Source organism: Metabacillus dongyingensis (assembly GCF_019933155.2).
Taxonomy (GTDB): domain Bacteria; phylum Bacillota; class Bacilli; order Bacillales; family Bacillaceae; genus Bacillus_P; species Bacillus_P dongyingensis.
In genome coordinates this window covers 434,044-455,508 of the sequence record NZ_CP082944.1, presented here as the reverse complement: position 1 = coordinate 455,508, position 21,465 = coordinate 434,044, and the positions used below count along the sequence as shown (strand labels likewise).

Here is a 21,465-nt window from a genome sequence, read left to right as displayed (position 1 = left end):
GAATTCACAAAATAGATTTAATAAATTGCTCGGTGTTTAACACGGTGGCAAATTCATTGTGAACAGTCGCAAGAGAAAGATTATGAATCGTTTCTGCATCTATATATTCACCGTTATGATCCTTCATTCCAAAAGCTGCTGTTGCATCTGAAAGCAGATAAGTATCATAACCCAAATTCCCGCTCATTCTTGTAGTGGTTGAAACGCAATGCGGGGTAGTCAAGCCAGTAACTACTACTTTGTCCGTATTAATACTTTTTAAATATTCGTTAAGATTAGTTCCAATAAAAGCACTATTAACCGTTTTGGTTATTACTTTTTCATGATTGAGAGGAGCAACGATGTCTTTTATAGAAAAACCGTCCTCTTTATAATAAAAAACTGAACCCGGTTTTTCAGATAAGTGTTGAACATGGACTACCTCCCATCCTTTATCACGCCATATATCCAGCACTTTCTTAATGTTTTCTTCGGCATGAAAATTATTTCGTTCTCCCCATTTTTTGTGGTTAAAAGCTTTTTGAACATCTATAATTACTAAAACTTTGGTACTTTCCATACCTTTCACTCCATCTCTGAACAAACTCAGCAATTGCATTTTCCCTTTAAAGCGCCAATTAGTTTGTTTTAAGATAAATTATACTATCTCATCCGGGATTATCAATTAAACCGTACTTCTGAAATCGTTCGTAATGTCATGACAAATCATTTCCTTATTTTATTTTTGCTGAAACAAATGTCCTGATCGCTAACAGAAATTACATCCTCTAAGTATCTTCGATTTATTATGAAAATCCCTTCCCTTAAAGAGGTTGTTTGGTTCCCCAAAACCTGCATAATCAGGATTTTGGATACTCATAGAGGGCATTTGATTCCCCAAAACCCGCATAATCAGGATTTTGGATACTCATAGCGAGCGTTTGATTACCCAAAACCCGCACAATCAGGATTTTGGATACTCATAGCGAGCGTTTGATTCCCCAAAACCTGCATAATCAGGATTTTGGATACTCATAGCGAGCGTTTGATTCCCCAAAACCCGCATAATCAGGATTTTGGATACTCATAGAGGGCATTTGATTCCCCAACACCTGCATAATCAAGATTTTAGATACTCAAAGAGGTTGTTTAATTACCCAAAACCTGCATAATCAGGATTTTTGATACCCATAGCGAGCGTTTGATTACCCAACACCCGTATAATCAGGATTTTGGATACTCATAGCGAGCGTTTGATTACCCAACACCCGCATAATCAGGATTTTGGATACTCATAGCGAGCGTTTGACTCTCCAAAACCCGCATAATCAGAATTTTGGATACTCAAAGAGGTTATTTGATTCCCCAAAATCCGCATAATCAGAATTTTGGATACTCAAAGAGGTTGTTTGATTACCCAAAACCCGCATAATCAGGATTTTGGATACTCAAAGAGGTTATTTGATTCCCCAAAACCCGCATAATCAGGATTTTGGATACTCATAGCGAGCGTTTGATTCCCCAACACCTGCATAATCAGGATTTTGGATACTTAAAGAGGTTGTTTGATTCCCCAAAACCCGCATAATCAGGATTTTGGATACTCATAGCGAGCGTTTGATTCCCCAAAACCCGCATAATCAGGATTTTGGATACTCATAGCGAGCGTTTGATTACCCAAAACCCGCACAATCAGGATTTTGGATACTCATAGCGAGCGTTTGATTCCCCAAAACCTGCATAATCAGGATTTTGGATACTCATAGCGAGCGTTTGATTACCCAAAACCCGCATAATCAGGATTTTGGATACTCAAAGAGGTTATTTGATTCCCCAAAACCCGCATAATCAGGATTTTGGATACTCATAGCGAGCGTTTGATTCCCCAACACCTGCATAATCAGGATTTTGGATACTTAAAGAGGTTATTTGATTCCCCAAAACCCGTATAATCAGGATTTTGGATACTCATAGCGAGCGTTTGATTACCCAACACCTGCATAATCAGGATTTTGGATACTCATAGCGAGCGTTTGATTACCCAACACCTGCATAATCAGGATTTTGGATACTCATAGAGGGCATTTGATTACCCAACACCTGCATAATCAGGATTTTGGATACTCATAGCGAGCGTTTGATTACCCAACACCTGCATAATCAGGATTTTGGATACTCATAGCGGGCATTTGATTCCCCAAAACCCGCATAATCAGGATTTTGGATACTCATAGAGGGCATTTGATTCCCCAAAACCCGCATAATCAGGATTTTGGATACTCATAGAGGGCATTTGATTCCCCAAAACCCGCATAATCAGGATTTTGGAAACTCAAAGAGATTGTTTGATTACCCAAAACCCTCACAATCAGGATTTTGGATACTGACCCGTTTCATAAAGAAAGACGCCGTTCCAATTAAAGAAAAGCGCCCCGATTACAAAATAAAAATAACATATTTCTTCCCTAATCTCTTATTATCAACTATTGAATAAAAAATCTTATGGGACAAACAATATAAATAATTAAGCGACAAAAGCAGGAGGGAATCACATGGTAAATGTATGGGAAACAGTTATGGATGCAATGAAATCAATGACAGTTCAAGATAAAGATCAACCTCTTCATGTCGGAGAAGTGATGGCATGCTGGATTTACTTGGCAGGTCTTGAATTAGCCAAAGTATCCGTTCAAGCAGGTTTAAATACGACGGAGGATGATGAATTAAAAGCAATTCTTGAAGAAGATATGAAACTCGGAAACAGTCAAAGGAAACAACTCCATGATTTCTTGATTAAGGAAGGCATTACACTGCCTCCTGCCCCTGAAGATATGCCAATATCAGATTCTAACAGTATTCCTCTTGGTGTTAAATTAACGGATGATGTGATTGCAAACGAATTATCTTTAAAAATCATTAGTTTGATTATGAAAGCAGCTGGTGCCGCTACTGAGTCAATTCGTACAGATGTTGGTTTATTGTTTGTTCAGTTTCAAGCAGAAAAATTGGCTTACGCGACTAGATTAAAACATTTAATGCGTAAACGCGGATGGATTAAAGTACCGCCGTTTTACGTCCCAGCTGGTTCTCAACAACCATTGAGTTAAAACTTTTATAGTGCTGCCCCTTATAAGGATTTTTATAAAAAAAGGAACAAGGCATTTTTTCTAAGAAATCTTACTCAGCATCCAGCCATTATATGACCTAAAGGGGACGATTGCTTTATGCTGCAATTGCCCCCTTTAATTAGGATATACTTGGTCAGTTAGTTCGCTTGTTAATTTAGTATTGAACTCTTAAACCTGCTGTTCCGGCCTTAACCTATTCAAACCCCTTCCAGACCACAGGAAGCAGCTCCGTTAATTCATGGGCGAGCATCGTATGGGCTGACCTTTGCTCGGACCATTTATCGGCACGTACTCCGTGAAGATAGACCGCGTTTAAGACCGCATGTCTCCATTCCTTATGGCAGCACAGCATGCCAAGCATCATACCAGTTAGTGTGTCGCCGGTGCCTCCCTTTGCAAGCGCGCTGTTCCCTGTCGGATTTGTCCAGGCTTCACCATCAGGGAAAGCGATGATTGTCTCGTTTCCTTTAAGAACAATGGTTACACCAAGCTTCTCAGACCAAATGGATGCATGATGCGAGCGATTTTGCTGAAGCTCTTTTAGGTCAACTCCTGTTATTTTCGAAAATTCACCAGGGTGGGGAGTGAGAATCACAGGTTCCTGTCTTTCATCATACATCCGCTCAGTTAAAGCCCCCGCATCCAATATGAGGGGAGATTCCGATTTCATCAGCTGATGAATGGCCTTCTCCGTTTCTTCATTTGGTTCTATACCAGGACCTGCAGCAACAGCCTTATATTTTGCCAGGTCAACGGATCTTTCCGCCGTTTTCTGCAATCCATTTCTCAAATAGGTTGCCTCAGGCAAAACAGGGACAACATACGGGATCACCTCTTCATCAGTCCCGATTTCCAGTTTGCCAATCCCGCTGCGCATAGCTCCAAGTCCTGAAAGCAGCGCTGCTCCTGGCATATCTCTGCTTCCCGCTAAAAGGAGACCAGTTCCGTAGGTTCCTTTGTGACCTGAAGCCTCTCTTTTCGGAAGTGTTGTTCTTACGTTTTCCTCTTTCCAAAATGGATGAGCTTTCATTTAGGTTACCTCCTTTCTAATTTACGGATAGCTCCCCGACACGCGGTCGTGCATCACGGTACCATTGCAGGCAGAGAATAAAAATAATCACAATATCTATTACGTCTCCGCCGTAGTACATTAGCATTCCCGAAGCCTCGGCCTGCCCCAGAGACACTCCATTTGGCGGATGAGCATAAATGAACTTAGACAAAATTCCGTGGCCGGAGAACGCCAGCACCAGCACAATCACACGATAAGCAAAGCTCGTCCTATGCGGTGCCGGATCAATATAAATCATAGACACGGTGAACAAATACCCCGCTAAGAAAACATGAAAATGGATAACGATATGGAGAATGGAATTCTGATGCATGGCTGGGTATAAATCCGTCGTATAAAGGAGCCAAAGTCCTCCCACATTCAGCAAGGAAGCAGTGAGAGGATCACTTAAAATCCGTATTGGCAAGCTTTTCAGAACATGAGTGAGCCTTCTTGCCTGATTCACCTTTAAGGATCGCAGGAGGAGAGTCATTGGTGCAGCAAGCACCATGAGAAGCGGCGCCAGCATGCCGAGGAGCAAATGTCCGAGCATGTGCGCGGTAAAATCCATGTGGGCACGGTTGGCTAAAGGACCGCTCACTGCAGAAACAGCGCAAAAAATCCCAATAAACCAAAAAACAGACCGGTAAACAGGCCATTTTCTTCGGCTGCGATTAGAGATCGATACAGCAATACCATACAAAACCAAAGCAGCGATAAATGGCAGGGCCAACAGTAACTGAGGTCCGATTCCGATAACATGATGTGAATGATGCATACTAATCAGCTTTCCGCTTTCTTGTCCGGGCGATGAGAATGATCCCGGCAACCAGCATCAACGCTGCGATGATATTCCAGATCCAATCATATATGTACACATGATCCACGTACCGAATCTGATGAAGCCCCATCAGCTTATGCTGAACTGTGCCGTCATACAATTGAAAAGCTCCGGCCCCACACAAGACACCGCCCCACCACCTCTTGATCCACAAGGCATTCCGGCGTCTTAGATCCGCAAACAAAAATAAACCTCCTATTGTTGCAAGCCAGCTGAACGCATGAAACAGACCATCCGAGACTAATCCGATATCCGTTGTGGATTTATCATAAAAATGATGCCAGTGCAGCAGCTGATGAAAAATAGTTTCATCAATAAATGCCACAAGACCCAGGCCAAACAAAATGCCTGAAAACAGATTGCGGGAAGAATATGCCTCCCTTTGAGCCGATTGTGCAGGATCCATAACGAGGTGCCTCCATTCCAAATGTTTATTACTAAAATTCCCCATTAAATAACGGACATAAACATCTATATTGAAATGGGCTCAGATATCATATATCTGCAATCCTCTCTGATGAACATGTATCCTTTTATAAAATCAGCCTCCCGCCCTATCTGCAAATGCATCTGCGGACCATCCCTGCCTTTCTTTTCGATTGATAGACTGAATAGGCTTCATGAAAATAGTGAAAGGAGGAACTTCATGAAAAAAGCTGGACCCGCCGGATTGAAATGGCTCAAAATTGCTCACATTCTGCTCATTTCCCTATTCTTTGGCGGAATCATGAGCTCATTAGCGCTGAATTATGGCTTGTCACTGGCCGTTTATACAGATACGCTTTCAACGTACAAACACCTTGTTGAAATAAGCGATTTGATTGTTCGGACCGGTGCCATTGGAACTTTGCTTCTTGCATTTATTTATGGATTTTTTACGAATTGGGGATTTTTCAGGCACCGCTGGCTTGCAGTGAAATGGATTCTTTTCATCCTGCAGACTCTCAATGGAATTTTTATCGTCGACAAGCTGATGATGGCAAACATGGCTCTTCTTGAGGCTGAAGGCAGCGCAGCTTTAAGCAATGCCGTATTCATTCAGAATCATTCCATCAGACAGTACGCCGTCATTATTCAGATTGCCATTACTATTTTCATCATCATCATTTCAGTCTGGAAGCCGTGGAAAAAGAAAAAGCTCCATAAAAAAGGTGCTGTCATCAATTGAAGACAGCACCTTCATCATTCTGTTTACCTCGCCTGCCTGCTCCTGCAGAAAAGTTAATAGAGAGTGCAAGTTCACTTATTCAGGAAAACCTGCAACATTTAACGGAAAAAACCGCAGCTTTACTTCACCAATCATTTCCTTCGCAGAAACCTCGCCTATCTCACGGCTGTCCCTGCTTTGTCTCCGGTTATCTCCCATGACAAAGTAGGCGTCTTCAGGTACGGTTGCCTGAAAGTCTTCAGTCAGCAGTTCCCCCTCAGGGAGGTTCTGCTTAGATTCAGCCAGATAAGGCTCATCGTATTTCTTTCCGTTAATGTATAAAGTATCCTGTTTCATTTCAACCGTATCACCTGGAAGCCCGATGACACGCTTGATGTAATCTTTTCCTGGCTCAGGCGAGTGAAAGACCACCTTGTCAAAACGCTGGATTTCGCTCGTTTTGGAGATAATCAGCCGGTTTTGATCTTCAAATGTCGGCTGCATGGACTTTCCTTCCACCAAGACCGGCGCGAAAAGGAATTCCCTGCAAATAAAAGCAAGAGCGACGGCAAGCAGGAGCGATTTCGTCCAGCTCCAAATTTCCTTTTTCATGTTTTCCTTCATTGCTTCCCCTCCATTTCAGCTTCCATTTTTCTGCCCTGAAAAAAGCCAGCCGTCAGCAAACAGAAAATCCCTAGCCCCGTACCTGCAAGCATGGCGTAATCAATAATAGAATTCAGCGCCATACCTCCTGCAATAGAGGCAGAAAAGAGACAAAGAAATACAACCGTCCAATTTTTCATGCGATCCCGCCTTACGATTTATTTTTTTAACTGAATGCTATTCCAAAAACAATCCCGATTGTAATTCCCATAGCAAGCAAGATTATCAAGTGCAATGCCAATTCCCGCTCCCAGTGAATCCCAATAGCCAAACCTGTTCGGTTCTTATTTTCAGCACTCATTTTCAACCGTTTCTTTATATCACTATTTACGAAAGAACACATCGGAAAGTTTCAAAATACAGGGAAGCTATTTTTATCATGCCATAAATAAGGAGCGATGTCCCTTATAAAACATGCTGAAAGATGATGAATGAAAGAAGGCAGCACCTTTTTTATAAGGGCCGCCTCTCCATTTTTCTAATCATTTATTTATATGAGTCTGAAAGAGCCTTAACTTCAGTGTTCGAAAGTGATCTTTTCCATATTTTAAGATCATCGATCGTTGTAACGGCTGGTCCAATTTATGTGTGTTTAATAATATTTTAAGATTGCTATCTTAATTCATTAACCAATTTTCATTAATTTTATGTAAAAAAATCCTAGCAGGATCAGCAAGCAAAGATTATAATCCTTTCAACTGAATGCGTATTTTTTGATTCTATTACCTTCACTATCAGTCAAATTGCTATTTTGCTGGATGCGTATAAATCACAGAATTAGAAGAACCTCTCTAATGAGAAGAGATAACCAACAACAAAAAGAGCACGATCATGATCATGCTCACTTCTTCAGGGAATGATTGTTCTTTTTACTTTTACTCCCATACCTTTCTATCAAAAAATATTCCTTTTAAATAAAAACCCCCTCTGCTGGCATGCAGAGGGGCATTGATTTTATAAGAACAGATCAAACAGCAAAACAGTTCCAAAAGCGATAAATGACAATAATGTTTCTAATACAGTCCATGTTTTAAAGGTTTCTTTTACAGTTAACCCCAGGTATTCTTTTACCAGCCAGAAACCGGCATCGTTTACATGTGAGAACATGAGTGAACCTGCACCAGTCGCAATAACCAATAATTCCAAGTTCACACCGGACATGTGCTCAATAATTGGTGAAACGATACCGGCAGCGGTTGTTAATGCGACCGTTGCCGAACCTGTCGCAATTCGAATTAAACCTGCTACCATAAATGCTAAAACAATAGGAGATAAGGATGCCTGCTCAGACATTTGAGCAATTGAAGTGCCGACACCGCTATCAATAAGGATTTGCTTAAACCCGCCTCCTGCACCGATGATGAGAATGATTGAACCAACCGGAAGCAGGCATTCGTCCGTTAACTTTTTCAATAAGTTTTTATCGAAACCTTGGCGAAATCCAAGGAAGTAGTAGGCTGCAAAACAAGCAATTAGAAGGGCCATTACTGGACTGCCGATGAACAGGCAGAATTTCACGACGCCATCAGGCAGTGCCATATAAGGCGCAACAACCGACAGAATCATTAAGATAACAGGTAATAAGATAATGACGAATGAAATTCCTGTACCCGGTAATTTTTTTGATGCCGTGTTGATACGGATCAGCTCCGGCTCTCCTTCAGGAATCACGCGTTTATGCACCCACTTCGCAAACAATGGTCCTGCAATGATGGATGCAGGCAGCGCAATAACAAGAGAATAAATCAGGACTTTTCCCATATCGGCATCATAGATGCCGATTGCGGTCATTGCCCCCGGATGCGGCGGAACAAGACCATGTACAATGGATAATCCTGCAATAACAGGCAGTGCGATTAATAAAATGTTCTGTTTTGTAGTTTTATAAATTGATATGACCAGCGGCAATAAGATCACGATTCCCACTTCAAAAAATACCGGGATTCCAATAATAAAACCTGAGAAAAGCATTGCCCACGGCAATCTCTTTACACCAAAGAACCGAATGAAAAAATCTGCTACTTGCATTCCGGCACCTGAATCTGACATCAGCTTTCCTAGAATCGTGCCCAGCGCCAAAATCCCAACCAGGTGACCTAAAACGCTTCCAACTCCAGTTTCATAAGCTCCAATAATTTTATCCATTGATAATCCAGACATGATGGCCAAGAACAAGCTTGCAACCGTTAAACTAATAAACGCATGCCATTTCCACCATGCTACTCCTAAAATAACAATCACAATGGATAAAAAAGTAACCATTAATAGATACATTTCCATATTAAATTCCCCCTCCCCTATACAGAAAACGCTTTCAAAAGCCCGTCAGGAAAAGGTGCTGCATCCCTTTTTTCCCGCGTTTCCTATCTATCAAAATTAACTATATAATGCTGCATGTCCGTGTTATAGTAACCTTCACTGTATTCGATCACATCGCCCGCTTCATCATAGGAATAACGCGACCTCTTTAATAAAGATGTTCTCTCTTTCACACGCAATATTTCCGCCACAGACGAAGGTGCGATGGCAACAGCAAACCCATCCCGAAACTTTTCTAAAGAAATATCTTGTTCTTCAATCAAATCATATAAGGATTGCACGCTTAAATCTGATGGGTCCGTCCCTTTTATACACCTCGAATCTAAATAATGCGTGAAATGAATATAGGGAACCCCATCAAGACGATAAAGCCGTTCGATTCGAAAACAATGCTCCCCGAATAATCGATACGGTTCTGAGCCTTCTTGATTGCTTATTATTTCAGCTTTCAGCAATTGTTTTTGAATTTTATGCCCTTCTTCTACTAATACTTCCGTAAAACGTTTCCCTTTGGAAAGCTTTGAAGCAGAAGTATTTCGGATAACCTTCGTGCCTTTGCCGCTCTTCTTTTCAAGGTATCCTTCCAGAACAAGCTCATTTATGGCATTGCGGACAGTAATTTTGCTGACCTCGAATTCATTTTCCAATTGCGGTTCTGAAGGTATATTTGCTTCAAGAGGATACACCCCATGTAAAATCCGGTCTTTTAAGATTTTCTTTATTTGTAAATATAAGGGTCCTTTTTTTCGAGATACGTTCACTGTTACATCCTCTACCTTTCTACATCGCCCACTGATTCCGTCATTGCGCGGAGGATATCACTCTCCGTTGACATTGGGGTATCGCCAGCAATCGTATGCGCAAGCATTGCTGCTGCTGCTGCAAACGCTACCGTTTTTTTCGGTGAAAATCCTTCTGCCTCACCATGTACGATACCGCTAGTATAGGCATCTCCAGCACCTATTCTATCATAGACGGAAAACGTGAGTTCTTTTGAAAAGGTGAATGCTTGATTCTTAAACATAAAGCCCTGCAAGGAATGAGTATTGTCGCCATTGATTGAACGATGAGTGCCCGCTATGACGGAGATATTATACTTTTTTGCAATCGCCGGAATCAGATCTGTAAGCTGTTCAGTCCGTTCTTCCTTCTCTGTTTCCATACCAAGAACAAACATCGCATCTTTTTCATTCATCATGACTGTATCTGACAGATGCAGCATTTCTTCATATTCCGGCTTCGCTTTTTCATACCCGTCATTCCCCCAAAGGGACGGGCGGTAGTTGCAATCGAAGACAACTGTGCCGCCATTTTCTTTGACCGCTGCTGCGAACGTTTTCATATGATGGCGGACCGAATCATTCATCGCGAGTGTTATACCGCAAAAATGAACAATATCGATTCTTTTGGCAATCTCTTCAAACTCATACGTTCCTGCAGGGGCTGTATTGAAGCTGCTTTCCTGACGGTTTGAATAGGTTACGCGGCTCGGCCGCGCTCCGAATCCATTTTCTAAAAAGTACATGCCAACATATTTCCCATCCCGTACAATGAATGATTGAGAAACTCCCAATTTTCGAAGGTGCGAAAGGGCCGCTTCGCCGATTGTATTATCCGGCAGTGCGGATACGAGGTACCCGGTATGCCCAAAACGTGCAAGCGCTGATGTGACATTCACGCCCGTCCCTGAGAAGGAATAGTTTAATGTGCCCGCTTGTGACAAGAGTTCATATCCAGGTACTTGCAAGCGCATCATGATCTCACCAAAAGCCGCAATTTTTTTAGCCATTTTGATCAGCCAAGTTCTTCATCGTTTCAAGCAATTCCCGCACATCGCTGACATTTGTTTTTCCGGTTTCTTTATCAATGATCGATGAATACACATGAGGGATAACTTGCGGTACGTTCGCTTCAAGGGCAATGCGCAAGATGGCTTCAAAATTCTCTTTGTCGATTCCGCCAGTCGGCTCAAGCGCAAATCCTTCTTCACCGCATGCCTCTGCAACAGCACGGAACTCGTCTTCACGGCTTAATCCTTGCATTGGGAAGTATTTCAATGCATTGCCTCCCATATCACGCACAAGGGCAATGGCCGTTTTTACCGGTACAATCGCATGCTCGTCCTGTGCAGCGCTAACGGGGCCTGTTGAGATATTCACATATCCCGGGCGTCCTGTCGGAGATACCAGGCTGTTGATCCAGCTGTCTTTTTCCCCAAGGTTGGCACGTGTTGCTCCAACTGCAGGGAAAACTTGATTAATATGACTGCCAGGGTAGTGTTTCGCAATCTCCGCCACTACAGCAGCCTGGCGATTGTCACCTGCACCCAGTCCAATCGATACAGCCTCCTCAATTTCTTTTCCGTATTCTTTCATCGCCGCAACTGCTTCTTCTGCTGTCGGATAATCTTTTGAAAGAACACCGACTAAAACATGCCCTTCTGCCGCTTCAAATACTTCTTTCGCATTTTCTATGCTGCTGGCCAGAACATTTAATGCAACACGATCTTTGTAAAACCGTTTTGTTATAGTTGACATCTTATTTTCCCCCTTCTGCTAATTCGCGGATTTTCGCTTCTATGACATGGATATCATCGCCTTGCAGCGGACGCGGATCGATATCGAAAAAGCCTTGTCTCACACCATAATCACGTGTGTAGATGGCAATGTCCCCTTCACGCAGTCCCGCTGCGATATCTTTTGCAGTTGTATTTGCCTGCTCTGGATCTATTTGAATGCGCGCACGGAAAATGGCCCGGCCCGCTTCATCTTGTACAATCGTCACATTGACTCCTTGAATCTCCTTCAGCGGCATCAACACTTGCAAGGCATCTTTTTCTTGTTCGCTTTTATCTTCCTTTACGCCATATTCATCAAGTGCCTGAAGGAGGCCGAACGTCGTTTCTTTGCCGACTTTCATGCTTCTTCCTATACAATGAAGCTGCACTTTCAGCCATTCAATGTAGGTTCTCTTGCCGCCCACGATTCCGGAAGTCGGTCCTTCAATAGCCTTTGAACCGCTGTAAATCGCAAGATCCGAGTATTTCACATATTTCTGAAGATCTTCTTCCGCAGCAGCATCCACAATAAGCGGTACGCCGTTTCGCATGGCAACCTCCCATGCTTCCTCAACGGAAATCATATTTTTTTGAACAGCATGATGCGATTTGACATAAAGAATGGCTGCTGTGTTTTCTGAAATGGCATCTTCAACATGTTCTGCCTTTCCTTCATTGGCATAGCCAACTTCAACGAGCTTTCCGCCGCCCAAATAGATCATCGTCTCAACCGGTGCTCCGTATTGGACATTGTGGCCTTTCAGCATGATGATTTCATTTTGAGGAATGAGTTCTTGATGAAGGCGCTCGCTCTTCCGGCGATTCCCTTTAGTCACCAGCGCCGCAACTGAAAGCGCAATCCCGCTCGATGCCGAGTTCACGATAACAGCTGCCTCTGAACCAAGGATATCCGCAGCATAATCGCCGGCTTTATCCACTAAATCAGCGATCTCTGTATACCTTTGACCGCCTTGTTTCATTGCATCCATCACCGTATCCGTCGGAGCTGATACACCAAGGATACTCATTCGTCCGCTTGCATTAATCACTCGTTTCAGTCCATATTTAGCATTTAATGAATTCGCCATTTGCAACCACTCCTTTTGTTTCAATCCTTTTTTCAGCTACCCGTTCATCCCCTTCGGAATCGATGAGAGTAATTGGATCGCTTTGCACGGTAAATAGGGTTAAGTTTGCAGCGTCTCCAACCTCGATTCGTCCCAGTTCCGGTTTTTCAAGCCATCCTGCAGCATTAGTCGTGACAGCTGCGATCACCTCTTTAAGTGAGTATCCCAAATAAAGGAATTTCGTTAAAACGTTTGCCATGCTATAGACGGGACCGTTTTCTCGGTTCCCTCGGTAGATATCCGTGCTGATTGTATTTAAACCTATGAGATTAGCCTTTGCTGCTTCCGCTGCCTTAAATGAAAAACTCGCCGTTCCGTGACCGACATCCAAATGCACGCCGCGGTTGATCGCATCTATAAACACTTGAAGCGGTTTATCTCTATCATCAAAAAGGTTATTTTCTTTTCCGTTGAGATAATGAGTAATCACGTCCCTTTTTTCCAAGAGCGGAATGACCTCTTCAATGTTTGGCGGTCCAGAGCCAATGTGCACCATTAAGGGCAGAGATGTTTCCCTTGAAAGGGCCCGGGCAATACGCAAAGGATCAATGCCGCTGTCACGAACTACACTTTTACTAATTCGCGCCTTTAATCCGACAATGAAATCTTTATACTCATGTACCGCCTGTACGGCTTTCTCTGTATCGATCCATTCTAACTTAGATAATTCATCCACTCGTTTTAAGCCAATCCGGGAAATGTTTAAAAAGGCAAACAAATTCGTTTTAGCCCTTTCCCTGCTTGCAGCAAGATCCGCAATCCGGTCCGCCCCGCAGCTTCCTGCATCTATAATGGTAGTAACACCTTGTTTTACTCCTATTTCATCGATTTCATCGCCATACGGATCAAATTCAGGAAAGGCATGGACATGTAAATCAATCCAGCCGCTTGAAACATAAGCACCAGAGTAATCGTATACTTCCTCTCCGCATCCGCTCCCAGCCTTTGTCAGCTCGGCAATTTTACCGTCTTCAACCACAATATCCATTTCCTTTTCATTCACAAGCTTTACATTTCGCAATACAAATCGTTCCTTCATACCTGTCACCCTTTTCCATGATCCTCTCGGAACGCGCTTACATTTATAACTAGTATTTCTTTTCACACCTGAAGGATATCATAAAATATTAATAAAGTAAATATAACGTTATAATGTTTAGAATAAAAATATATAACGTTATAATGTTTATTGGTAAATGACTCTCTTAAATTTCATTGTAAACGAAAAAAGGAAAGGGACTATTTGTCCGCTTTCCTCAAATCTCATACTAAATGGAAGAAGTCCTGCTTTTCATTCACACCTTTATTTCTTTTGTTCCTCAGGTTAGAATCTTCTAAAGAACCTCTCCGATTAGGACTCTGCCAATTCCTTAATCACTTTTTTAGAGTTACCTGCAAATTCAACAGAAGCCTCATAATAGTTCCGGCCGTTTTTAATCAAAGAAAAATCACCGATCCTGATTTTTAAAAGTGTGCTCCTGCCGCGCTCCTCAAGCTGATATAGATAAGCTATATCCCCTTCTTTTATCTTTTCTTCCCACTTTGAGACGAAAAGAGAAATCTTTAACTCTTTTTGAGGCTCTGCATTTATGATCGTGGTGATAGATTGTCCCCCGTCAGGAAGCTCCCAGACCACCTTGCTTCCCGTACTCATGGCTCCTTCAGCATAACCCTCAGGCAGTTCATCCCACTGTGCTACATATTTTGATTCTGTCAGCACCCTCCAAATTGTTTCAGGGGGAGCGTCGATAATGATCTCATCATCTACAAACAGAGAATCTGCCATAATGCCCCCCTTTATTGAGCCGGATACGTTTTCTGCAAAAACGTAATTGACTCCTGTATCAGCTTCTTCAGCACCTCAACATTAATATCAGCTACTTTGTTTATGTAGACGCATGCCTTTCCGTTCGTATGCTTTCCAAACTCTTTTAAAAGCTCTTCCCGCTTCGTTTCACCAGGCGCAAAGTATAAACTGATTTTTGCCTTCCGGGGTGAAAAGCCGACAAGCGGCGCATCCCCTTCATGACCTGACGCATATTTATAATGATAAGAACCGAATCCAATAATGCTTGGCCCCCACATCTTAGCCTCAAAGCCTGCCGTTTCTGTAAAAATATCAAGCAGCTGGTAAGCATCCTCCCGCTTTTTCGGCGAATCTACAGCCTCAATAAATTCAATCACGCTGTTGTCAGTCTGCTTCGTTTTCAATTCGTACGCCATAGATCTGCTCCTTTACAGGTCTTTTTTCAAGTAGTGATGCTTAAAGTCTCTTCCAACTCCATCAAGAGTGCCATATACCTCGTACCCATGCTTTTTGTAAAAATCAACTGCCTGAAAGCTGAGGGTGTCTACTTTAACAAAGTCGCATTTTTTGAGCGCAGCAAGGTTCTCCGCTTCTGCCAGAAGCTTTGATCCATGCCCTGAATGGCGCAGGTCCTCATCGATCATAAGGGTATGGATCTCAAGCCAGTTCCAGCAGATTTCTCCTAAAATGCCTCCGCGGACCATGCCGTTTTCATCTTTGAGGTACAAATTGATTTCTTCATACCTGCCGTTTAAATCCTCCGGAAAGTGCAAGGAATTGTACTCATAAAGCTTCTGATTGACGATATTTTTGCTGTACGGATTATCTTCTTTAATAATGCAGTATTTCATATGCTGTCTCCCTGTCTAATTAATATGTTACTTAATAATTCTTTTTAATGATGCCAGTTCCTTTTTCTTTTCGCTTTTTTTCAGCGAAAACAATCAAAAAAGCCAATGAAAGTTGCCTCAGCCAATGATTTGCTATTCATTCACAAAAAAGAAGCTGCCATAGTTTTAGCAGCTGCACCCCTTTTATTTTACAATACCGAGAATAAACCCGTCATATCCTTTGCTGCCAACCGTTTGAATAACCGTTGCCTCAATTCGGGGCTCCTCTGAAAGAAAATCCATAAGGGTGCGGACACCGCTCACATTCTCATCCCCGCTGTTTTCATCTATGACCTTCCCGCCGCGGACAACATTGTCTCCCAAAATAACGGTTCCAGGTTTAGAAAGCTTCACCGCCCATTCGAAATAGCCCGGATAGTTCACTTTATCTGCATCAATAAAAATAAAATCAAACGGTGCCCGATCCTGTAATGTATCCAGCGTATCAAGCGCAGCTCCCACAATAATTTCAATTTTATCATCTAGGCCGGCTTTTTTCATATTTTCCTTTGCGATCCTCGCATGCTTCTCCTCATATTCAAGAGTGACAAGCCTACCGTCTTCAGACAGTGCCCGCGCCAGCCAAATACTGCTATAGCCGCCGAGCGTCCCTATTTCAAGAATCTTTTTCGCACCCTTCAGCTTCGCAAGCAAGTAAAGCTGTTTGCCTTGATTAGGTGCTACATCAATCTCAGGCAGCCCCGCCTCTTCGTTTGCTTTAAGGATGTAAGACATATCCGGGTCAGCTGAATGAAGTTTAGAAATAAAGTAATCGTCTGCTTTCTTCCAAGTGGCTGGTGTAGTCATTTTAACGGCTCCTTTATCTTTTATTTAAGCAATATCCTTTTCACGTAAATTATACCTTTTTTCTGACTTTAACTGTAACTCGAACATAAAAACTTAATATCCCCCGCCATCTCTCATCCTACGTAAAAGTGCCTGACCCCTTCATGGGATCAGGCACCAATTTATTTCTATCTTTAACACTTTCATACTCACGCTTAAATGCAAAGCTTACCACGATCAAAGCGCCCACAACACTGCTGACCAAAATCTGTTCCAGGTTCCAAAAAGGATGCTGCGGCGTTCGGGCGCTTTCATTCTTTTAGGCAGTCACTTTGACACCCTGCATTCCTTCCAGCCTAAAGAACTTTGCTTAAGAAGGATTTAGTCCGCTCATGCTGAGGGTTGCCGAATATTTCATTCGGTTCATTTTCTTCAACGATATACCCGCCGTCCATGAATATAACACGGTCTCCGACTTCACGGGCAAAGCCCATTTCATGGGTAACAACGACCATTGTCATACCCTCTTTAGCAAGCTGCTTCATTACCTCTAAAACATCTCCGACCATTTCAGGGTCAAGTGCAGAAGTAGGTTCGTCAAATAGCATGATTTTCGGATTCATTGCAAGTGCCCTCGCTATGGCAACCCGTTGTTTTTGTCCTCCGGATAGTTCTCCAGGATAGCTATTTGCTTTTTCCCTCAGTCCTACCTTATCCAGCAGTTCAAGCGCTAATTTTTCCGCTTCTGCTTTCTGGGTGCCTCGAATTTTAATAGGTCCCAATGTGATGTTTTCTAAAACAGTTTTATGAGGGAATAGATTAAAATGCTGAAAAACCATTCCAACTTCTTGTCTAACTTTGTTTATATTGATTTTTGTTTTTGGATTCGTTATATCATGTCCATTAATGACTACCTCACCGCCTGAAATTTCCTCCAGGAGATTCAGACAGCGCAGGAATGTGCTTTTTCCCGATCCAGAAGGGCCTATTACACAAACGACTTCTTTTTCTTGCACGATTGCATTAATATCTTTTAAAACCTCGACGGTTCCAAATGATTTTCTCAGGTTTTTTACCGTTATCATGCTCATCGAAGTTCAAACCTCTTTTCTACGAAATTAGCAATTAGGGATAACAAATAAATGACGATAAAGTAAATGATACCGACAATAAGCCAAATTTTAAATGCTTCAAAGGTAGCCGAGGCTTGAATTTGTCCCTGCTGTGTTAAATCTGCAATACCAATGACAGACAAAAGAGAAGTATCTTTTAAGCTAATGATCGATTGATTCGTGATCGTAGGGAGCATTCTTCTGAAAGCCTGGGGCAGCACGACATAGCGCATTGTTTGTCCACCAGTAAATCCGATTGATCTTGCTGCTTCTGTTTGGCCTTTATCAATGGACTGAATGCCTGCTCTTATGATTTCAGCAAAATAGGCCCCTGCATTAATTGCAACGGTAATGATACCAGCTGTTGTACTGTTTAATGAAATTAAATTCAGTGAATTGATGCCGAAATAGATAAAGAACAATTGAACAATAAACGGCGTTCCTCGTATAGCATCAATATAAACTTTTGCAATCCAGGTCAAGATTTTGACAGGTGCTAACCGCATCAAGGCCACAACTAAACCAATTAAAAAACCTAGAAGAATGGCAATGATAAAGACATAAAGGGTTACCTGAAGTCCTTTTAATAAAATCGGCAAAGCCGCAATAATGATATCCATTCTATTCATCTCCCTTCAAAAAGAAAGCGCGCCTTAAGCGCGCTTAATGAGCATAAAATTTTTATTCACCAAGATAGGTTTTTATAATTTTATCGTATGTTCCATCTTTTTTAAGATTAGCAAGACCTTTATTTATCTTTTCCAATAAGTCCTTGTCTTGTCCTTTCAATACAGCAATACCATACTTATCTCCATTCAAACGATCACCTACGGTCTTTAAACCAAGGTCTTTTTGAGCAATGGCATAGGAGATAACAGGATAATCTTCTATAAGAGCATCGGCATTGCCGTTTGCCACTTCCTGGAACATAGCGGGACTATCATTGAATTGAACAACTTTGATTCCCAGTTTTGCGGAATTATCCTGTGCATATTTAGCACCTGTTGTTCCTTTTTTAACTGCTACCGTTTTTCCTTTAAGGTCATCAACTGATTTAGTAGTTGTATTATCCTTTTTAACTACTACTGTTAATCCTGCATTAAAATACGGAGTTGAGAAATCCACTACCTTTTTTCTCTCATCTGTAATGCTCATCCCTGCAATAGCCACATCAAGCTGATTGGCTTGCATCGCTGGAATGATTCCGCCAAAGTCCATCGGAGAAAGTTCGATTTTAAAATCCTGGTCTTTCGCTATTGCATTGATTAATTCAATATCAATTCCTTTATACTCGTTTCCCTCTTTAAATTCAAATGGAGGATACGTTGTATCTACACCCACTTTATATACCTTATCACTTTTTTCTTTCTCGCCTGCAGTATCATTGTTTCCACATGCTGCGATAAAGATAGTAAGAATCAAAAACATACTAAGCAAACCCAGTTTCTTCATTCAAAACACTCCAATCTTAGATTATTATTACTATGTAGGATATAACAATATTACTTTTCTATAATATAGCATAAGTATAAAGTAATATAATAGTATGAATTATTGGAAAAAAATTATTCTTGTTGAATAACAATAATTGCTTTATCCCCCCTCTTTTAAGTGATGGTATTGGTAATTAGAGTATACTATTGAAACCTTTATTATAAAAATTACCGAGAGAATAAACTTGTTTTTTTATCTTACAATAAAAGAGGCTGACTCAAAAGGTTGTTGAATAACGACTATTTTGAGTCAGCTTCTTATTTTAAGGTTTTTTTGAATATTTATTACTTGCTATCATGATGTTCGGGACTTTCTTGACAGGCTGCTGTGGTATAGATGGCGAACTTTTTAGATAAGTTGCCCTGCTTATTTTTAAACTTTTGAAGAGCGTCCTCACTAGAATGATCGACATTGCAGCTTCCCATATCTTTTTCTCTCTATTCCACTTCCTTATTCCCACTTAAACGTATAGCTCGCCACAATAAACGCACCCAAGACCCAGCATCCCAGTATCAAGGTTTCGGTTCCAAGCGTCAAAAAGGATGCTCCGACGTTCATGACTTCCCTTAATGCATGGCTTAAGTGGGAAATCGGGAGCACACCGACAATCGGCTGCAAAAATTCGGGCATATTTTTAATCGGGAAAAAGACGCCTCCTAAAAAGAGCATTGGGAAGGAAAGAAATCCTGCGATCGGCGCGGCGCTTTCCGGTGTTTTTGCAATTCCGGCAATGATAAATCCAATCGCCATAAAGGCAAGAGTACCTAAAATCACGAAGGTGATAAGTGTCAGCCAGGATCCGCGCACATCGACTCCGAAAATAAGCTGTGCTATTACAAGTACAAGCAAAGCCTGCAAGCCATTCAGCATAAGACGAGCCGTTATCTGCGCCGCAATGAAGGTAGATGCCTTAAGCGTCGTTCCCTGCATTCTTCTCAAAATGCCCCGCTCTCTCCACGCAGCAATTTGCCCGGCTACCCCGTTCATGTTGTTGCTCATAATCATCATCGCCACAATTCCGGGTACCAAAAAGTCAATATACTGCAGGTTCAGCGTTTCGATTCCTTTTGCCTCAGTGACGACCACAGGCTTGTAATCTGCTTTTTCTTTGCTGATCTGATCAACCGCTCCGTTTACAAGCTGCAGGCCTACCTGGGAGGCCGCCGTATTTGTTTCATCATAATAGACTGGGAGTTTAAAAGGAGACTCTTGACCAAGCTCTTCACTATAACCTTTTGGAATCACAATCAAGATTTGCAGATTTCCCTTTTTTACCTCATTGAAGGCTTTGTCCTCCTTCAGCTCCATTTCAAGCTCCATCGCCTTATTTTTCTTTAATGCCGCAACAAATGCCTTCGATTCACCGGATTGATCCTGATCTACGACTCCAACCGTAACCGACATGCTGCTGCCATTCCCGAGAAACGACCCTAGCATGATCATAAGAAAAATCGGAAACGCAAGCGTCCAAAATAATACCTGGCGATTGCGGAGGAAAATACGCAGCTGGGTTAACGTTAATTGCCAATATGCCTTCATGCTTCCCGCAGCCTCCTTCCCGTCATATGGATAAAGACGTCTTCAAGCGTTGCCGTCCGAATCTGTAAATCTGCCAATTTCAAGCCCAGGTCTGCGGCCGTTTGAATGAGGCTCGTTAAGGTTGCCTGAAGATTATCCGTATACAGAATGGTTGCATCCTTCTGCCTTCCAACCTGCTTGACGCCTTCAATTTGAGTGAGATCCATCTCAGCTGCTTCTTCCTCAAACCGGAATTCCACCGCATTTTCAGAGTGAAGACTGCGCACAAGCTCGGCAGGGGTATCGAGTGCAATCAGGTTTCCCTGATCCATAATGGCAATTCTGTCGCAAAGCACATGGGCTTCATCCATGTAATGAGTAGTCAAAACAACCGTAACTCCCTTTTCCTTCAGGTTAAAAATAATATCCCACAGTGTTCTTCTGGCCTGGGGATCTAGTCCTGTTGTCGGCTCATCCAGAAAAATAATCAGCGGATCATGAACAAGAGCGAGCGCAATCGCAAGTCTCTGCTTCTGTCCGCCTGACAGGCTTTTGATCCGGCTCTTCGTTTTATCCGTGAGCAGCATATCCTCAATCAGCGGATGAATCGGAATCTGTTTCTTGTAAAAACTCGCATACAAATGGAGGATCTCCTCCACCGTCAAAAGCTCAAAAAGAGTTGTCGACTGCAGCTGGACACCAATGACTTCCTTCACCTTCTTTAAATCCCTCACCACATCAAACCCGCCAATATCAGCCGAACCGCCATCCGGCTTCCGCAGTCCCACCAGCATCTCCAAAGTGGTCGTCTTCCCCGCTCCATTCGGACCCAGCACTCCAAACACTTCGCCTTTAAATACATCAAAAGCGATGCCATTAACCGCTGTAAAATCCCCATATGTTTTGACCAAGCCATTCACACTGATAATCTGTTCCTGAGCACTCATTTTTTCACACTCCAAAATGAGACAGTTTGCTGCTGCCTCAGATTTGTTTCTATTGGAATGTATTCTTTGCGGGAGGCCTTTATCCCTTTGTTTCAATCT

23 protein-coding genes are annotated in these 21,465 nt (G+C 42.3%); 2 read left to right on the top strand and 21 right to left on the bottom strand.

The annotated features are described in order from the left end of the window. Positions 1–4 precede the first annotated feature (4 nt). Entirely contained in the window at positions 5–559 is a 555-nt protein-coding gene (locus K8L98_RS02375; RefSeq protein ID WP_223439282.1) for a cysteine hydrolase family protein, read from the bottom strand. A gap of 1,972 nt (positions 560–2,531) precedes the next feature. Here K8L98_RS02375 and K8L98_RS02370 point away from each other — a divergent pair. Next, positions 2,532–3,086, top strand: a complete 555-nt coding sequence (locus tag K8L98_RS02370) for a DUF3231 family protein (RefSeq protein WP_223439279.1) — start codon at positions 2,532–2,534, stop codon at positions 3,084–3,086. 214 nt (positions 3,087–3,300) lie between these two features. Here K8L98_RS02370 and K8L98_RS02365 read toward each other — a convergent pair whose 3' ends face one another. Genes K8L98_RS02365 through K8L98_RS02355 form a run of 3 tightly spaced genes read right to left on the bottom strand, consistent with a single transcriptional unit; the run spans position 3,301 to position 5,405 of the window. Beyond that, positions 3,301–4,137 carry an NAD(P)H-hydrate dehydratase gene (locus K8L98_RS02365; protein WP_223439277.1) on the bottom strand — a complete coding sequence of 279 codons (837 nt, stop codon included), beginning with the start codon at positions 4,135–4,137 and terminating at the stop codon, positions 3,301–3,303. A 16-nt stretch (positions 4,138–4,153) separates the two neighbouring features. Then, complete coding sequence (locus K8L98_RS02360; RefSeq protein WP_420828853.1) at positions 4,154–4,942, bottom strand: cytochrome c oxidase assembly protein; 789 nt, start codon at positions 4,940–4,942, stop codon at positions 4,154–4,156. Further along, entirely contained in the window at positions 4,938–5,405 is a 468-nt protein-coding gene (locus tag K8L98_RS02355) for a DUF2243 domain-containing protein (protein ID WP_223439273.1), read from the bottom strand. Before K8L98_RS02355 ends, K8L98_RS02360 begins: the two co-directional genes overlap by 5 nt. A 240-nt stretch (positions 5,406–5,645) precedes the next feature. On the opposite strand from K8L98_RS02355, the gene K8L98_RS02350 reads away from it, so the two are divergent. Further along, positions 5,646–6,167: a DUF2269 domain-containing protein gene (locus K8L98_RS02350; RefSeq protein ID WP_223439271.1), complete on the top strand. Its 522-nt coding sequence runs from the start codon at positions 5,646–5,648 to the stop codon at positions 6,165–6,167. A gap of 75 nt (positions 6,168–6,242) precedes the next feature. Here the strand turns inward: K8L98_RS02350 and lepB are convergent, their stop codons facing one another. The 17 genes from lepB to K8L98_RS02265 form a co-directional block, all read right to left on the bottom strand. Further along, a complete protein-coding gene (gene lepB, locus K8L98_RS02345) occupies positions 6,243–6,770 on the bottom strand; it encodes a signal peptidase I (RefSeq protein ID WP_223439269.1) in 528 nt (175 codons plus the stop codon). Further along, positions 6,767–6,949 carry a hypothetical protein gene (locus K8L98_RS02340; protein ID WP_223439267.1) on the bottom strand — a complete coding sequence of 61 codons (183 nt, stop codon included), beginning with the start codon at positions 6,947–6,949 and terminating at the stop codon, positions 6,767–6,769. The genes lepB and K8L98_RS02340 overlap by 4 nt, the downstream gene beginning before the upstream one ends. A gap of 814 nt (positions 6,950–7,763) precedes the next feature. Beyond that, positions 7,764–9,089: a GntP family permease gene (locus K8L98_RS02335; protein WP_223439265.1), complete on the bottom strand. Its 1,326-nt coding sequence runs from the start codon at positions 9,087–9,089 to the stop codon at positions 7,764–7,766. 83 nt (positions 9,090–9,172) lie between these two features. Continuing rightward, on the bottom strand, positions 9,173–9,889 hold the full coding sequence (locus K8L98_RS02330; RefSeq protein ID WP_223439262.1) for a GntR family transcriptional regulator: 717 nt from the start codon (positions 9,887–9,889) through the stop codon (positions 9,173–9,175). Positions 9,890–9,900: 11 nt separating this feature from the next. Continuing rightward, complete coding sequence (locus K8L98_RS02325; RefSeq protein ID WP_223439254.1) at positions 9,901–10,917, bottom strand: sugar kinase; 1,017 nt, start codon at positions 10,915–10,917, stop codon at positions 9,901–9,903. Then, positions 10,910–11,665 (bottom strand): 2-dehydro-3-deoxy-phosphogluconate aldolase, encoded by a 756-nt coding sequence (gene dagF, locus K8L98_RS02320; RefSeq protein ID WP_223439251.1) that lies wholly within the window; start codon positions 11,663–11,665, stop codon positions 10,910–10,912. Before dagF ends, K8L98_RS02325 begins: the two co-directional genes overlap by 8 nt. A 1-nt stretch (position 11,666) precedes the next feature. Next, positions 11,667–12,773: a DgaE family pyridoxal phosphate-dependent ammonia lyase gene (locus tag K8L98_RS02315; protein WP_223439249.1), complete on the bottom strand. Its 1,107-nt coding sequence runs from the start codon at positions 12,771–12,773 to the stop codon at positions 11,667–11,669. Continuing rightward, on the bottom strand, positions 12,751–13,851 hold the full coding sequence (locus K8L98_RS02310; RefSeq protein WP_223439247.1) for an amidohydrolase/deacetylase family metallohydrolase: 1,101 nt from the start codon (positions 13,849–13,851) through the stop codon (positions 12,751–12,753). Before K8L98_RS02310 ends, K8L98_RS02315 begins: the two co-directional genes overlap by 23 nt. 312 nt (positions 13,852–14,163) lie before the next feature. After that, positions 14,164–14,598, bottom strand: a complete 435-nt coding sequence (locus tag K8L98_RS02305; RefSeq protein WP_223439245.1) for an SRPBCC domain-containing protein — start codon at positions 14,596–14,598, stop codon at positions 14,164–14,166. Between the two features lie 11 nt (positions 14,599–14,609). Then, positions 14,610–15,035, bottom strand: coding sequence for a DUF1801 domain-containing protein (locus K8L98_RS02300; RefSeq protein WP_223439243.1), 426 nt, complete (start codon positions 15,033–15,035; stop codon positions 14,610–14,612). A 12-nt stretch (positions 15,036–15,047) separates the two neighbouring features. Further along, entirely contained in the window at positions 15,048–15,470 is a 423-nt protein-coding gene (locus K8L98_RS02295; protein WP_223439241.1) for a GNAT family N-acetyltransferase, read from the bottom strand. Positions 15,471–15,653: 183 nt separating this feature from the next. Beyond that, positions 15,654–16,316, bottom strand: coding sequence for an O-methyltransferase (locus tag K8L98_RS02290; RefSeq protein WP_223439239.1), 663 nt, complete (start codon positions 16,314–16,316; stop codon positions 15,654–15,656). A 335-nt stretch (positions 16,317–16,651) separates the two neighbouring features. Next, positions 16,652–17,386, bottom strand: a complete 735-nt coding sequence (locus tag K8L98_RS02285; RefSeq protein WP_275976732.1) for an amino acid ABC transporter ATP-binding protein — start codon at positions 17,384–17,386, stop codon at positions 16,652–16,654. After that, positions 17,383–18,027: an amino acid ABC transporter permease gene (locus K8L98_RS02280; protein ID WP_223439237.1), complete on the bottom strand. Its 645-nt coding sequence runs from the start codon at positions 18,025–18,027 to the stop codon at positions 17,383–17,385. Before K8L98_RS02280 ends, K8L98_RS02285 begins: the two co-directional genes overlap by 4 nt. Positions 18,028–18,088: 61 nt before the next feature. Next, positions 18,089–18,859 carry a transporter substrate-binding domain-containing protein gene (locus K8L98_RS02275; protein WP_223439235.1) on the bottom strand — a complete coding sequence of 257 codons (771 nt, stop codon included), beginning with the start codon at positions 18,857–18,859 and terminating at the stop codon, positions 18,089–18,091. A 492-nt stretch (positions 18,860–19,351) separates the two neighbouring features. Next, positions 19,352–20,440 carry an ABC transporter permease gene (locus tag K8L98_RS02270; RefSeq protein ID WP_223439233.1) on the bottom strand — a complete coding sequence of 363 codons (1,089 nt, stop codon included), beginning with the start codon at positions 20,438–20,440 and terminating at the stop codon, positions 19,352–19,354. After that, on the bottom strand, positions 20,437–21,366 hold the full coding sequence (locus K8L98_RS02265; protein WP_223439231.1) for an ABC transporter ATP-binding protein: 930 nt from the start codon (positions 21,364–21,366) through the stop codon (positions 20,437–20,439). The genes K8L98_RS02270 and K8L98_RS02265 overlap by 4 nt, the downstream gene beginning before the upstream one ends. Positions 21,367–21,465: the final 99 nt, after the last annotated feature.

Excerpts from the sequence above, each read along its gene's own strand:
- K8L98_RS02375 (WP_223439282.1), bottom strand. The coding sequence starts at position 559 with ATGGAAAGTACCAAAGTTTTAGTAATTATAGATGTTCAAAAAGCTTTT.
- K8L98_RS02370 (WP_223439279.1), top strand. The coding sequence starts at position 2,532 with ATGGTAAATGTATGGGAAACAGTTATGGATGCAATGAAATCAATGACA.
- K8L98_RS02365 (WP_223439277.1), bottom strand. The coding sequence starts at position 4,137 with ATGAAAGCTCATCCATTTTGGAAAGAGGAAAACGTAAGAACAACACTT.
- K8L98_RS02355 (WP_223439273.1), bottom strand. The coding sequence starts at position 5,405 with ATGGATCCTGCACAATCGGCTCAAAGGGAGGCATATTCTTCCCGCAAT.
- K8L98_RS02350 (WP_223439271.1), top strand. The coding sequence starts at position 5,646 with ATGAAAAAAGCTGGACCCGCCGGATTGAAATGGCTCAAAATTGCTCAC.
- lepB (WP_223439269.1), bottom strand. The coding sequence starts at position 6,770 with ATGAAGGAAAACATGAAAAAGGAAATTTGGAGCTGGACGAAATCGCTC.
- K8L98_RS02340 (WP_223439267.1), bottom strand. The coding sequence starts at position 6,949 with ATGAAAAATTGGACGGTTGTATTTCTTTGTCTCTTTTCTGCCTCTATT.
- K8L98_RS02335 (WP_223439265.1), bottom strand. The coding sequence starts at position 9,089 with ATGGAAATGTATCTATTAATGGTTACTTTTTTATCCATTGTGATTGTT.
- K8L98_RS02325 (WP_223439254.1), bottom strand. The coding sequence starts at position 10,917 with ATGGCTAAAAAAATTGCGGCTTTTGGTGAGATCATGATGCGCTTGCAA.
- dagF (WP_223439251.1), bottom strand. The coding sequence starts at position 11,665 with ATGTCAACTATAACAAAACGGTTTTACAAAGATCGTGTTGCATTAAAT.
- K8L98_RS02315 (WP_223439249.1), bottom strand. The coding sequence starts at position 12,773 with ATGGCGAATTCATTAAATGCTAAATATGGACTGAAACGAGTGATTAAT.
- K8L98_RS02310 (WP_223439247.1), bottom strand. The coding sequence starts at position 13,851 with ATGAAGGAACGATTTGTATTGCGAAATGTAAAGCTTGTGAATGAAAAG.
- K8L98_RS02305 (WP_223439245.1), bottom strand. The coding sequence starts at position 14,598 with ATGGCAGATTCTCTGTTTGTAGATGATGAGATCATTATCGACGCTCCC.
- K8L98_RS02300 (WP_223439243.1), bottom strand. The coding sequence starts at position 15,035 with ATGGCGTACGAATTGAAAACGAAGCAGACTGACAACAGCGTGATTGAA.
- K8L98_RS02295 (WP_223439241.1), bottom strand. The coding sequence starts at position 15,470 with ATGAAATACTGCATTATTAAAGAAGATAATCCGTACAGCAAAAATATC.
- K8L98_RS02290 (WP_223439239.1), bottom strand. The coding sequence starts at position 16,316 with ATGACTACACCAGCCACTTGGAAGAAAGCAGACGATTACTTTATTTCT.
- K8L98_RS02285 (WP_275976732.1), bottom strand. The coding sequence starts at position 17,386 with ATGAGCATGATAACGGTAAAAAACCTGAGAAAATCATTTGGAACCGTC.
- K8L98_RS02280 (WP_223439237.1), bottom strand. The coding sequence starts at position 18,027 with ATGGATATCATTATTGCGGCTTTGCCGATTTTATTAAAAGGACTTCAG.
- K8L98_RS02275 (WP_223439235.1), bottom strand. The coding sequence starts at position 18,859 with ATGAAGAAACTGGGTTTGCTTAGTATGTTTTTGATTCTTACTATCTTT.
- K8L98_RS02270 (WP_223439233.1), bottom strand. The coding sequence starts at position 20,440 with ATGAAGGCATATTGGCAATTAACGTTAACCCAGCTGCGTATTTTCCTC.
- K8L98_RS02265 (WP_223439231.1), bottom strand. The coding sequence starts at position 21,366 with ATGAGTGCTCAGGAACAGATTATCAGTGTGAATGGCTTGGTCAAAACA.